General features: G+C 43.7%; 12 protein-coding genes and 1 riboswitch. Of the genes, 9 read left to right on the top strand and 3 right to left on the bottom strand.

The window, feature by feature from the left end; all coding sequences use genetic code 11:
• Window positions 1-87 precede the first annotated feature (87 nt).
• The gene (locus tag ACFQPF_RS04535) at window positions 88-402 is read right to left on the bottom strand and encodes a hypothetical protein (protein WP_379747006.1); all 315 of its coding nucleotides are present in this window, start codon (window positions 400-402) and stop codon (window positions 88-90) included.
• A 208-nt stretch (window positions 403-610) separates the two neighbouring features.
• On the opposite strand from ACFQPF_RS04535, the gene ACFQPF_RS04530 reads away from it, so the two are divergent.
• Entirely contained in the window at window positions 611-2,326 is a 1,716-nt protein-coding gene (locus tag ACFQPF_RS04530) for a mechanosensitive ion channel (RefSeq protein WP_417398449.1), read from the top strand.
• A 46-nt stretch (window positions 2,327-2,372) separates the two neighbouring features.
• Here ACFQPF_RS04530 and ACFQPF_RS04525 read toward each other — a convergent pair whose 3' ends face one another.
• Both ACFQPF_RS04525 and ACFQPF_RS04520 read right to left on the bottom strand, forming a co-directional pair.
• Complete coding sequence (locus tag ACFQPF_RS04525) at window positions 2,373-3,041, bottom strand: DUF2642 domain-containing protein (RefSeq protein ID WP_379747002.1); 669 nt, start codon at window positions 3,039-3,041, stop codon at window positions 2,373-2,375.
• Between the two features lie 121 nt (window positions 3,042-3,162).
• A complete protein-coding gene (locus ACFQPF_RS04520) occupies window positions 3,163-3,882 on the bottom strand; it encodes a hypothetical protein (protein ID WP_379747001.1) in 720 nt (239 codons plus the stop codon).
• A 157-nt stretch (window positions 3,883-4,039) separates the two neighbouring features.
• Window positions 4,040-4,141, top strand: a riboswitch (purine riboswitch).
• A 181-nt stretch (window positions 4,142-4,322) separates the two neighbouring features.
• On the opposite strand from ACFQPF_RS04520, the gene ACFQPF_RS04515 reads away from it, so the two are divergent.
• The 8 genes from ACFQPF_RS04515 to ACFQPF_RS04480 all read left to right on the top strand — a co-directional run bounded on the left by ACFQPF_RS04515 (window position 4,323) and on the right by ACFQPF_RS04480 (window position 13,790).
• Window positions 4,323-4,922, top strand: coding sequence for a xanthine phosphoribosyltransferase (locus tag ACFQPF_RS04515; RefSeq protein ID WP_379746999.1), 600 nt, complete (start codon window positions 4,323-4,325; stop codon window positions 4,920-4,922).
• Window positions 4,915-6,237, top strand: a complete 1,323-nt coding sequence (locus ACFQPF_RS04510; RefSeq protein ID WP_379746997.1) for a nucleobase:cation symporter-2 family protein — start codon at window positions 4,915-4,917, stop codon at window positions 6,235-6,237. The genes ACFQPF_RS04515 and ACFQPF_RS04510 overlap by 8 nt, the downstream gene beginning before the upstream one ends.
• Window positions 6,238-6,784: 547 nt before the next feature.
• A complete protein-coding gene (pyrH, locus tag ACFQPF_RS04505) occupies window positions 6,785-7,522 on the top strand; it encodes a UMP kinase (RefSeq protein WP_379746995.1) in 738 nt (245 codons plus the stop codon).
• A gap of 147 nt (window positions 7,523-7,669) precedes the next feature.
• Window positions 7,670-9,193: a spore germination protein gene (locus ACFQPF_RS04500; protein WP_379746993.1), complete on the top strand. Its 1,524-nt coding sequence runs from the start codon at window positions 7,670-7,672 to the stop codon at window positions 9,191-9,193.
• Between the two features lie 11 nt (window positions 9,194-9,204).
• A complete protein-coding gene (locus ACFQPF_RS04495; RefSeq protein WP_379746991.1) occupies window positions 9,205-10,293 on the top strand; it encodes a Ger(x)C family spore germination protein in 1,089 nt (362 codons plus the stop codon).
• A gap of 88 nt (window positions 10,294-10,381) precedes the next feature.
• Entirely contained in the window at window positions 10,382-11,254 is an 873-nt protein-coding gene (locus ACFQPF_RS04490) for a hypothetical protein (RefSeq protein WP_379746989.1), read from the top strand.
• Between the two features lie 276 nt (window positions 11,255-11,530).
• Window positions 11,531-12,613, top strand: coding sequence for a copper resistance D family protein (locus ACFQPF_RS04485; protein WP_379746987.1), 1,083 nt, complete (start codon window positions 11,531-11,533; stop codon window positions 12,611-12,613).
• A gap of 259 nt (window positions 12,614-12,872) precedes the next feature.
• Window positions 12,873-13,790, top strand: coding sequence for a proline dehydrogenase family protein (locus ACFQPF_RS04480; protein ID WP_379746985.1), 918 nt, complete (start codon window positions 12,873-12,875; stop codon window positions 13,788-13,790).
• Window positions 13,791-13,830: the final 40 nt, after the last annotated feature.

Below are 13,830 nucleotides of genomic sequence, written 5' to 3'. Positions count from 1 at the left end.
TAACAGACTTAAAAACAAACTTCTTAAAACGGCTGGGTGTCAATCTAGCCGTTTTTTGTTATGAGGCCTCTCAACGGTTAAAGGGTTTTAATCCCCAGTAAATTCTACTTTCCATACAAGAGGGTCGGACATTTTATCCATTAAGAGAGCTGCTTTTTGCTGATGGCCATGAATATAGCGGCAATAATTTTTTAGTTCTTTAATCAGACACGCAATGTCACTAGAAAAATATTCAACGCTATGTCCATGGTAGTGGCGTAATTTAAATAAGTGAGGATAGCTTTCGTTATTCAATTTCATAGAATCAGGTCCATAGAAAATAGACTTGTGAAAACTGTAGCTTATCGGAAGACTACATAGCATATTTTTCCTCGTGTCATATGTAATAAAGTCCATTGCCAAGAAAAATGCCTCCCTTCATTATATAGGTCTCCTTCCTGTCATTTTAACAAAAATGAGCGTTCCTTTTATTTAAAATGCACCGCTTACAATGAATTCCGCGATAATTAAACGTTTAAGCAGAGATCATTACTGGGAAAGGAAGCATATACCCGCATACAAAAAGGAGGAGAATTCATTGTACGATTACGATGGCGTAGTAAATTCTTGGATGGCCTATTTAGGAAGACTGCCTGACTTGCTATTGGCACTGCTTGTTCTGCTGATCGGCTGGCTTGTCGCCGGTATCGTGTCAAAAGCCGTTAAAGCGGCATTAAAGAAAACAGATTTTGATAACAAGATGATGCGCTGGATGAAGCATGACGGTGATGAAAACAGGCTGCAATCCGGGCCTCAGTCACGCCAGCACAACACGAAATACTCTCCAGAGGAAATTATTAGCAAAATTGTGTTCTGGATTATTATGGCGTTCGCATTCATTATGTTCTTTAACATGCTGAATCTGCCATATGTGGCACAGCCCCTATCAAATGCACTTGGTGTCATGGCTGCTGCTATTCCTAATATTTTAAAAGCTGTTCTAATTGCCGCTGTTGCCTGGCTTATCGCATCTGTTTTATCATATCTTGTTAAAAATGTAGGCCGCAAAGCTGGTCTAGGACGCCTTATGTCAAGATGGAACATGGTGAAAGACCCGGCTAACGCTGACCGCACGCTGCACTCCGCTTCAAGAGCTGTATTCTATCTGACATTGCTTCTTTTCCTTCCAGCTGTTCTTGCTGCCTTAGGAATCGATGCCATCTCGGAACCTCTTAAAGGAATGCTAGATGGATTCTTCGCCTTTATTCCAAAACTTCTCGGTGCTGCTCTTATCCTTGGAATTGGATGGGTGGTAGCAAAAGTAGTACGTGAGATATTGACCAACTTCCTGCGCAGTGTTGGAACGGATCATCTGGCGGATCGATTTGGCCTTTCTTCTCCTGGAAAACCGTCGTTTAGCCTGTCTTCTGTCATCGGTACTGTCGTCTATGTATTGATTCTAATACCGACTGTCATTTCAGCACTGGAAAAGCTTGATATTAAGGGTATCTCTGGCCCTGCAGTCAGCATGCTCGATCGAGTAATGGATATGATTCCAAATATGATTGTTGCTGCCATTCTGGTTGCAGTCGGATTATGGCTCGGAAAAAAGATCAAGCAATTCGTAACAGGATTACTGGAACGGGCTGGATTCAACGCAATTTTCAGCCGCATGGGCCTCGGTTCCCTTGACAGCAAAGCAAACCGTAATATGACCGTTTCGCAAATTGTTGGCTTTATCGCACAAGCAGTCGTTGTCCTGCTGTTCACGATTGAGGCACTGCAGCTTGTCGGCCTTGAAAGCCTAGTGAGCATCCTCACGGCAGTTCTTGCCTACGTGCCGATGGTGCTGACAGCGATTATCGTTCTTGGCATCGGTTTCTATGTGGGTGATCTAGTTAAGCGAATCGTTATGAGCATGGTGAAACAGCCTACTGAAGGAAAGCTTCTTGGGAACATAGCCAAATATACGATTATCGCTTTAACCTTCTTTATGGCTCTCGATCAGCTTGGCGTAGCCAAGACAATCGTAAATGCCGCATTTATCCTTATCCTTGGAGGATTCACCATCGCCTTTGGCTTGGCATTTGGTCTAGGAGGCCGTGATTTTGCGGCACAGACGATGCGTCGCCTAAGCCAGAGAATGGAGAATACCACCATTACAAAACCCGATCCAAACGAATGGAAACAAGATAATACAAGCCTAGCAGATTTCAAGACTCAGTCTGAACCAGCTGAAACACCAGTAAATTATGAAAAACCTCATACAATCAGCCGTGATCGTTTGTTTGACGAACAGCAGCAAAAGAAAAATAACAATCCATTTAACAGACCTGAAGATATGTAATTCGAAAGAAAGGAACAGTGCTCTAAGCGCTGTTCCTTTCTTTCAGTTAAAGAAAACTGACACAATGCACGTGCTGCAGGTTCGTGAACAGCGTTTCACTTCGGGCGATGGAGAGTTCCACCTGCTGATTGTGTATGGAGACGAGCTTACCAATCTTTCTGGGCTCTTTCCCTAAATCAAAGACAGCGATTTTCCCAAGGTTACGCCGCATCTGCTCTTCGAATGTCCTTGCAGATGAGACACTGATTGGGACGAGTGGGAATTCTTCATTTTTGAGTGAATAGGGGCGTTCGTTATCATGGTATGGCATCAGCCACTTGAAATGCTGCAGCGGAATGCACACGAGCTTATGAACAGGGGAAAAGAAAAGGAAATAGTCGTTCATCACTCCGGTAACGTAGCCGTGTATCGGCTGATGGTTATTCACATAAATTTCGCTGAAAATGCCTTTGCTGTTAGTCAGTGTTTTCCTGACGGAGATGGCGTTATCCTGCTGTCCGATCGGCCATTCGTCAGGCTGCTTGATTACTTCGTTTTCTGTATCTTGATGAAACCGGATGTATTGAGTGTGAACGAGCGGGATGTAGTAAAAATCCTTGCCGTTGTAAATGACCATGATATCTGTCCCGACCTCGATAAGGATGCCTTTTAAAACGAGGTTTCCGCTTAATGTGACTTCAATATTTTCTCCGGTGTTTTGATTAATAATGCTCAAAATATCCTCCTCGTTCCTAACTCAAAATCCAATGTGTCCATGCATATAAACTAAAACAGACAATTGAATGATCCTTCGGGATGACTAGACGTCTTGCTGCTCTATGTTCTGCTGCTAAACCTTACAGCTTCGTCCAGCCTTTGTCGGTCAAGTTAAGAGATGGTCTTGATTGGACAGTTCTAGAGCCATTGCTGCTTTTTTTAGAGGATTTTTTAGAGGTCTTTTTGCGTTTTTTTATGTTGCACTCTTGTGATGAGGATTCTTTTTGTTTACTTGAAGATTCTTTTTGTTTGCTAGAAGACTCTTTTTTGCTAGAAGATTCTTTCATAGCGCTTGACTCTTTTGCTTCACCGCTTGAAGAAGAGGACTCTGCTTTTCTTTTAGTGTTTTTGTTAGTCTCACCTTTTGCTTCACCTTTGCCATTTTCTTCTTTTTCTTTTTCGAATACTGGGCTGAAGCTCTTGATGTGATTCACAGCTAGGATGACGATTTGCTTATCAACCAGCAACTCGATATAATCGTTTGATGTTTTGCGAAGAAGTCCGACTACACTTTCAGGGCCGCCGCGGTTGATTCTTACTTGTTTGTATTTATAATCATTCAGCACTTCTGTAAAATTCATGTCTTCAAGATCGCTGCTTTCAACGTGCTGTCTTGGCGAGCTTGTAGACTGTACGGATATGCCTTTTACATGAGATAGCTGATAAAACATCATGCCTTCTTCAGTTTGGATTGCAAGGAAATCAGAAGCAACATGATGCAACGTGCCAAGACGGGATTCTGGTCCGCCAAGATTAACCTTTACATTCTCACCGATAAACTTGGAATAATTATGACTCATTAAAGTTCCTCCTAGATAGTTTTAAACCACTTTTGTCCCTGCATTATATGTGTCATGCTATGCTCTAGCCATGGGTGAGAGCCTGTTTCATGAAAATTGGTGAATTAGCACATTTTATGCAGAATGACATTTGCATTTGTTGAAACTTGCTTTATAATGTTCCATAACTTCATAGACTCGTATAATCGCAGGGATATGGCCTGCAAGTTTCTACCGGACTGCCGTAAATGGTCTGACTACGAGTGATGCAAACGGCATCTGATGGCTAATCAGCAGGCGGTTTTATTGTCCTTTTTATACATGCAAACCAGGGACGCTTCACTCATAGAGAGAAGCGTCCCTGGTTTTTTTGTCTATATAGAACTTTTGTTTTTTAACCGGTGAAGGAGCTCAATGCTCCTAGGAATATACACTGGACTAATGGATCGGAGGCGTATTGCATGAACTTTTTAGAAAAACGAATAGTGGAGGATGGTCAAGTCCTGTCAAGCAGTGTGCTGAAAGTAGACTCATTCTTGAATCACCAAGTGGATCCGGAGTTAATGGAGAAGATTGGGAAAGAAATGGCTGTGAGGTTTCAAGGGACTGGCATCACGAAAATTGTCACGATTGAATCCTCAGGCATTGCGCCTGCTGTCTTTACGGGGCTTAGTCTTGGGGTGCCGGTTATATTTGCCAGAAAACAAAAATCTGTTACCCTACAAGACGGCTTGTTTTCTGCTGAAGTGTATTCCTTTACGAAGCAGCAAACAAACACAATTTGCTTGTCAGCCCAGTTTTTAACCAGTGGAGACCGTGTGCTGATAATAGATGATTTTCTTGCTTACGGAGAGGCCGCGCTTGGTTTATGTGAGATGGTTCAGCAAGTTGGAGCCGTAATTGCAGGTATCGGCATCGTTATCGAAAAGAGCTTCCAGCCCGGCAGACAAAAACTAGAGAAAAAAGGGTACCGTGTGGAATCGATAGCACGGATTCAGGAAATGAAGGAAGGAAGTCTTACATTTCTCACTAACATAAAGGAGGAAACATTTCATGAATAAAGGAAAAGTGGTTTCGCTCGGCATCCAGCACGTACTCGCCATGTATGCAGGAGCGGTGATTGTCCCGCTTATCGTAGGAGGAGCACTAAAGCTCTCAGCTGAGCAGCTCGCCTATCTTGTAGCGATTGATCTGGCAACATGCGGAGTGGCAACACTTTTGCAGGTTTGGAACAACCGGGTGTTTGGGATTGGTTTGCCAGTTGTTCTTGGATGCACCTTTACGGCTGTAGGCCCGATGATCGCAATCGGTTCGCAGTATGGGATGACGGCCATCTATGGCTCTATTATTGCGGCGGGTCTGTTCGTTTTTCTCATTGCCGGCTTGTTTGGAAGGATCGTTAAATGGTTCCCTCCTGTTGTAACGGGAACCGTCGTAACCATCATTGGCATCACCTTAATACCGGTAGCAGTGAAAGATATGGCTGGTGGAGCAGGGAGTGCTGATTTTGGCTCGCCATCCAACCTGTTGCTTTCTTTCGGTGTACTTGCCTTTATCATCGTGTTCTATAAGTTTTCCAAAGGCTTTATTCGAGCGGTGTCTATATTGCTGGGACTTGCTGCAGGAACGGCTGCCGCGGCATTAATGGGGAGAATTGATTTTTCACCTGTAGTGGACGCTTCTTGGTTTCATATGCCGATGCCTTTTTATTTTGGAGTTCCTACGTTTGAACTAGGGGCGGTGATTACCATGATTCTTGTGACCATAGTTAGTATGATTGAGTCGACCGGCGTATTCCTGGCACTCGGAAAGATATGCGGACGCACGTTAAACCCGGAAGATTTGGCCAAAGGCTACCGTGGGGAAGGACTGGCGATTATGCTTGGCGGCATATTTAACGCGTTTCCATACACAACCTATTCACAGAACGTCGGGCTCGTCCAGCTTTCTGGTGTGAAAAGCAAACAAGTCATTTATGCGGCAGGAGGGATGCTGATCTTTCTTGGCTTGATCCCAAAAGTCGCTGCTCTTACGACATTGATTCCAGCTCCGGTTATGGGAGGTGCGATGATGGCCATGTTTGGGATGGTCATCGCATCGGGCATAAAGATGCTGAGCGCGGTCGATTTCAGCCGACAGGAAAACATGCTGATTATCGCCTGCTCTGTCGGTCTTGGGCTTGGTGTGACAGTCGAGCCGGAGCTCTTCAGCCAGATGCCGGAGAGTGTACAAATTTTGACTGATAACGGCATTGTGGCAGGAAGCGTTCTAGCCATCCTCTTGAATGGATTTTTCACTTACAAAAATGCAACAGGCAGGAAAGGGATCTCACATTCCATTCAAGAAAACAGAACGGGGGATGCTGCTGCTTCCTAAGGTTCTAGCGCCTCCTTTTTTCTCATACATTTCATTTATGAGGTTTTTCATTCATAAATATTGGGTAATAAGACGTAGAGAGAAAGAGAGGAGAAAGAACATGAAATATTGTCAAGAATGCTTGAACTTCACAAAAGCTGCAGAAGAACCTTCCTGCATGATTTGCGGAAGCCAAAATATGAGGGACATCATTATTGAGGTTCATCATCAAAAAAACTTGAAGTAAATAAGATGACATTTGAACATTTTGAGCTCCTTACAATATAATGGTAAAAATTGAACAGGGGGCTAACACATGAGATCATGCCATCATAACCTTTCAAAAAGCATAGTATGGCCCCTTGCAAAAGAATCAAAGCCTTATATTTGGCTTTGATTCTTTTTTTCGCTATAGGAAGAATAACCTTTTGCCATGATGAGCACTCGACGCGGCCAAAAGGTAACAACAGTAGGATGATGCAGCTAAGGCTGGCGCGGGGGGCTTTGTGTCAGCCACGTTTTCTTTCGCTCATGTAAAACGGCACTGTGTATAAAGAAGGGGAGGCTCATGATGAGATATAAACGCGTATTAATCAAATTGAGCGGCGGGGCAATCGCATCTCCGTCAGGCATGGGATTTGATCAGGAGAAACTTGATCATATCGCAGAAGAAGTTCTCTCAGTGGTCAGGCTCGGAGTGGAAGCAGCTATCGTAGTCGGAGGAGGCAATATATTCAGAGGAAACCTGGCTTCGTATTGGGGAATTGAACGGGTAGAAGCGGATCAGATCGGCACATTAGGAACAGTGATCAACAGCCTGATGCTTAGAGGTGTGTTCAACAGCAAGACAGATAAAGAAACGAGAGTCATGACATCTGTCCCCATCCCCTCAGTCGGTGAGCCATACATCAGGCTTCGGGCAATCCGCCACCTTAACAAAGGATGCATCGTCATTTTCGCGGGAGGAAACGGCCAGCCCTATGTAACGACCGATTATCCTGCTGTTCAGAGGGCTTTGGAAATGGACTGCGATGCCATTCTTGTGGCGAAACAAGGAGTGGACGGTGTCTATAACGGTGACCCAAAAATCGTGAAGGAAGCCAGAAGGTATGCCTCACTTACTTATGACGAAGCGATTGCGGGAAACCTGAAGGTGATGGATCAGTCCGCACTCATCCTGGCACGCGATCATGGATTGAAAACACATCTGTTTAACTTCGATGAAAAAGGATCCTGCTTGAAAATCTGCCAAGGTGAAGACATCGGCACACTCATTACGGAAAATGCGGCAACGGTTCTTTTATAAATCCTTTTGTGGGGTCCGGTACCCGTTCGGCATTCGCTGATTCAGCTGCGGCAGATGCATGGATGGGTACCGGACCCCGTCTTGTTTGGGTATATTCTGGAAGGCTGGTGAAAATATTAAGAAGGACAAACAAGGCAGGTGAAAGCATTGCTGAATTTATTCAAGAAGAAAAAGAAAGAGCAGGCGCAAACCATAGATTTATCCGATAACACGCTTGGCAGCATAACAGAATTAGTGGACAGTGCAAAGGATTCAGCCGATTTCATTCATTATGTCCAAAAGACCGTACATAATAAAGTATGGATTTCTTATTATAAAGCACTCATTGACTGCAATACGTTTCACCGTGACTGTCTGCCGTACTTGATTCATCATACGGACTTTCGTTCGCTCGAGGATCTAAAGGACATCATTCCCATTGAGAGTGTCACCATCACAAAGGATATTAAGGAAATTCAGAATAAACTCCTGCGTGGTTTTATTGTCATTCAATTTAATGAGTATGACGAGGAATGTGCGATTGTACGAGCCGAAAACTGGTTTGGAAACAGGCAGGTCTCCACCTCTGAGATCGAGTTTTCTGTTATTGGTCCTAAGGAAGCCTTCGTTGAAAACATGGACACCAATTTATATCTGCTGAGAAGAAGGCTCCCGACTCCAGATCTCAAGTTCAAGGAAATCATCATCGGCAAGCAGTCCAAAACAAGAATTGTGATTGCATACATAGAGGGAATTGCGCAAGAGGAGAACATCAATACGGTCAAACAGCGTATTACCGATATTGATTATGATGTTATTCATGATTCGGCGCTGCTCGAACAAATCATATCCGATAATACGTGGTCTCCTTTTCCGCAGCTCGTTTCAACCGAAAGGCCGGACAGGGTCGTTTCCATGATGAACTTGGGCCAGGTGGCCATTCTTTCTGAAGGGTCGCCTCAGGCTCTGCTTGGTCCTGCAACGGCAGCAGAATTTTTCATGTCGCCTGAAGATTATTATTTAAACTGGCTGCTTGGTTCGACGTTCCGGATGATTCGCCTGCTTTCTGTCTTGTTTTCAACGTTCGCAACGCCGATTTATGTAGCTGTCTTGACGTATCATTATCAGATGATCCCGAAGGATTTACTTGCGCCTCTTATCTCGTCTCGGGTAAACATACCGTTTCCTCCTATTTTAGAGGTTTTCTTTCTGGAATTGACGATTGAACTTCTTCGCGAAGCGGGAGCGAGGCTTCCGACGAAGGTCGGCCAGACACTCGGCATCGTAGGAGGTATCGTAATTGGACAGGCATCCGTTCAAGCGGGTCTAACGAGTAACATTCTTCTTATCATTGTATCTCTGTCTGCTCTCGCATCGTTTACGACACCTGTTTTTAAAATGGCAAATACGATTCGGGTTTTGCGGTTTCCTTTTATTCTATTTGCTGCAATATGGGGAGGCGAGGGACTTGTTCTTTGTTTCTGTTTCGTCATGGTCCATCTGCTCCGCCTTCAGTCACTCGGAAGGCCGTATTTGTTCCCGATTTATCCGATGCGGCTGAATGAAATGAGTGATTCCATTCTCCGTCTGCCTTATAACTTTATGAACAAGAGACCGTCGAATGCATCTGGAGAAAATAAGAAAAGGTTTGATAAAAGAGAAGCACAAAAGAAAAAAGACATAGACGAATAGGGTGAAAAGGGATGATCCGCTATTTATTGATCGCGGCGGGAGTATTGATATTTCTTATAAATATAGGGATGCCGAGTGAAATCATTGATGAACTTCAGCTGATTCACGCGATCGGATATGATAGTGAGGAAGATGGAAAAATCAGAGGCACGGCCACTTTTCCTTTATTTAATCCAGATGGTACGGTGAAAATTGAAAAGTTCACAAGCACTTCCTATACATCCCGTTACTTTATGTCCAAAATTAATACACAATCCCCTAAACCACTTACAACCGGACAGCTTCGAATCGTGCTTTTTGAGAATACGTTTGCTCAAAAAGGCGTGCTCGAAATCGTGAACACCTTATATCGTGATCCGAATGTAGGAAATACTATACATTTAGCAGTCGTGGAAGGAAAGACCTCTGAGCTGCTCAGGGAGAATTTTGTTGCTCATCCGATGCCATCCATTTACATGACAGAATTGATTGACCAGAATATCGAGACGGAAAACTTGCCGAAAACCAACCTTCACGTTTTTTTGTATAACTACTATGGAAAAGGGATGGATCCATACCTTCCTCTTTTAAAGAAGGGAAATGGAAAAGTGAAGCTGATGGGCTTGGCGCTGTTCAAGGAAGATAAATATATTGCCAAGCTCAACCATTCAGAATCCTTTGTTTTCAAAATGCTTGTCGGTGGATCAAAATCAGGCCGTTATGAAGTGAAAGTAACGAATGGAAAGCAAGACGGGTACGGAGTTATCCGTAATATTCATTCTAAAACAAAGTATCATGTGACCACAGAAAACGGAAAGCCGAAGTTTAACATACAGGCGAGCATCCTTGGAGAAATACACGAGTACCCTCACTGGCTGAACCTCGAGCAAAAATCGAACATTAATTTAATCGAACGTGCATTTAAGAAGGATATTGAAAAACAGGCCAAGGATATGATCGCGAAATTTCAGAAGCTGCGCATTGATCCCCTCGGGCTCGGTGATCAAGTAAGAAGAAGAGAACGCGGCTGGGCGTTTGAAGAATACAAGAAGCAATATCAAAATATGGAGATTAAAGTTTCAGCTAAGATAGAGATCGTTCAGACTGGAATTATTGAATAATCCTGAATCGATGGACAAAAAAACAAGATTCCTCCGAATACCTTTATAGTTATTCGTGTTTAGAATAGCGCATCAAGGAGGAATAATCATGAACCGAACAACAGACGAAAAAATTAAAATCCGTAATCATTGGTTTAAAATCATCCTGATCAGTTTATTTGCGATGGTGCTTATGTTTAAAATCGCTGTCACCAAGTTCACGTTTCATTTTGCTGACTTGCTTTCCTTTATTTTGGCAATCTTCGCTATTACAATCAGTGCCATGTTCTATACTAAGGTAAATGAAGCATTAAGAACAGCAGCAGCCGGATCAAAGGATCTGCTTCCGTTTAAGAAAAAAACAGCACAGCAAGAGGAAGAGCAGGAACTTTTTGAAGACGACGAAATGACGCAGTTTGAAGAGCTTCCTGAAAACGAGAGAAACAGCCTGGAGCGCAGGATGCTCGACCTGAACGAGCAATTGAAGCGTGTAAGACAGGTTCAAAATGAGATCGTCGAAAGATTGTCGGTTGAAAATGACCTGTCAGAAGACGACCGCCGTGACTACCTTGATTATTTGCTTGAGAAAGAAAAAGAAGCGGTGCTTGCTGAAAAGGAACTGGACGCGATTGAAATCAGTCTCGAGCCGCAGCTTCTGAATGAAGAGAGGCTGTCTGATTACAATTGGGAAGAGGATGAAGAATCAATTCCTGATACTGCGAGCAATACTAAGGATATTGTTCAGCTTCTCGGCAAAGAGTTCGTACTGAACGCCTCGTTTGAACAGCTTAACCATAAAATGCGTGAAATTCAGCCATCTATCTCGCCAGAAGCGATTGACTATCTGAAAGAAAATGATTTGGTGGACTCCTATTTTAACGTCAGCCGCAAAGGCTTAAAAGAGTTCCGTAAAATTGCACGCAAGTTCAGCTACAACGATGGCATGAAGCTCTTGTCTAAAGTTGTGCAGAGAAGCAAATAAGACCTAGAAGAAAGCAGATGCCCTAGCCAAGGCATCTGCTTTTTTTTATGACCTAGAGGATATATGGGTATATGGGGTCCGGTACGTATGGGGTCCGGTACAAAATGACAGAAATCAAGCATGATACAGGAAACGATGATAAGCCGTACCGGACCCCAGGTCCCACAGGTTCCCAGGTTGAAGTAGCCTAAAACTGTCTGTCTTTGTTCAAAGTTACAATCATGATTTTTCTCCCTTCTCTGATACAATGAAGTGAGACTGTATAGGAGGAAGATTATGCTGTATGCTGCGAAAGCTTTGTTATATGTTGTGTTTTCAGTATTGTCAGGGGCATTTGTGCTGTATTCTGTTCATCCAGAAAAAAGGCCGGCTGTTTCCCTTCATAAAAATGTATTACTAGTCTGTATTATTCTCGTTCCGCTCCTGTCGATGGGTCCGCTGCTGCAGACCACCTTTCTTCTTGGAGAAGATTTCGGATACAGTGAAGCATTTAAAAGCATTCTTACGTCGTTTGAAGTTGGCCATGGCTGGCTTATGTTAACTGGGATCTCGTTTTTGCTTTTCTTTTTGAACGTGTTTAATGATGTTCGTGAAGACCGCTTTTTCGCTGTCCTTTCCTTGGTCTTAATGGCTGTAATGGCGGCGGCGCAAGGTTATGCCAGCCATGCAGCATCTCTTAACGATACAGGAGGAATGGCCGCGCACACTCTTCATTTAATCGCGGTGAGCGTCTGGACAGGTGTGCTGATCGTGGTAGGCTGGGCTTCGAAAAATGAAGAGCACTTTTCTGCCTTTTACAAATGGTTCACTCCTGTTGCGCTTATCTGCTTAGCCGCTGTCATTGGAGCGGGCATTTGGCTCATGAATTATATTGTTCCCGAATACTACAACTCATGGATTCTTTCTTACGGACAAGCTCTTTTGGTCAAGCATGTACTCTTAATCGCTGTTGTGTTCTACAGCATCATCAACGGCATTTGGATCGCTCGCAAACTTAACGGTACGACGCCATTTCATCCGTTGAAATGGATTAAGGCAGAGAGTCTTGTTATGATGCTGATCTTTGCTGCCACTGCTGTCATGGGACAGCAGGTACCGCCGCATTCGATAGAAGAAACACTTAAGACTGAAAATCCGTCATTCTTTTTTTCTTATTTTTATGAAGGGGTCATTACACCCGAGATGGATGTAAGCCTTCATGTAACGGCTGCTGGCATGGCGTTTGCCATTTTGTCTGCTGCCTGGTATGTTTTTGCATACTATATAATTAGACGTGACCGGTCCTATGCCTCCGCAGCCTTGCTAACCGTCTTTGGCTCCCTCTCTTTATATACAGCCATCATGCTTTCTATAAACTAAAACCATTGATGGGGTCCGGTACTCCAAATGGACATATCCTTCTTTTTTGTCCGCCTCAGGTGGACGCAAGCCCAGTACAAACAGCAGGCAGAATGTGGCTCTATCACCTTCTGTCTGCTGTATTTTTCATGCGAAAAATCTAAATATTTCAAAAGTGTAGCATTTTGTCGAATGCGTGATATTATAAAAGCGGATACATTATAGAATCTTAAAACTTTTTAGATAAATAGTGGGAAAAAGGTATAGGGGGAACTGGGGTATGGAACAACTAATGAGAGATTTCTTCTTGTTTATGGCGAAGAACAAAACATTCACAAGCCTTGCTAAACGATATGGGCTTCGTTTCGGAGCGAGCCGATTCGTCGCTGGCGCATCTTTAAAAAGCTCGATAAGCGCGATCAAGCGACTGAATGAAAAAGGAATGCCGGTCACGATTGATCACTTAGGAGAGTTTGTTGATAACGAAGCCGAAGCGAACGAGATGACGAACCATTGCATCGAAGCGATCGAAGCCATCTCGAGGGAAAAGCTAGATTCACAGCTTTCTCTTAAAATGACCTCGATGGGTCTTGATATCAGCGATGAATTGGTGATGAAAAACATGCGCCGCATCATGGATGCCGCTGTGAAGCACAATGTGTTCATCACAATCGATATGGAAGACTACACACGCTGCGAGAAGACATTGAAAATTTTCAAACAGCTCAAGAGCGAATATGATAATATCTCGACGGTTATCCAAGCTTACCTGTACCGTTCATTGAAGGATGTACAGGATTTGAACGATTACCAGCCGAACCTTCGTCTTGTTAAAGGTGCCTATAAAGAGCCTGCTGAAGTCGCGTATCCGGATAAAAAAGATGTGGATGATAACTTCAAAAAGCTCATTGAAACGCATATATTGAACGGCAATTATACAGCTGTTGCGACACATGATGACGAGATTATCCGTTTTACGAAAGAACTCGTTGAAAAGCACAGCATCCCTTACGACCAGTTCGAGTTCCAGATGCTTTATGGAATCCGTACCGAGCGCCAGGACCAGCTTATGAAAGAAGGCTACAAGATGCGTATCTACGTGCCATACGGAAACGACTGGTACGGCTACTTTATGCGCCGATTGGCTGAACGACCGGCAAACGTAGTGTTCGTTTTAAAAGGTGTTTTCGGAAAATAAAATTCAATGTCCCAAAAGCGGCTTCTCAGCTTTTTGGGGC

The organism is Fictibacillus iocasae, assembly GCF_042665465.1.
GTDB lineage: Bacteria > Bacillota > Bacilli > Bacillales > Fictibacillaceae > Fictibacillus > Fictibacillus iocasae.
Note: the sequence above shows the minus strand (reverse complement) of the source record. Positions and strands in the feature narration are given on the sequence as shown.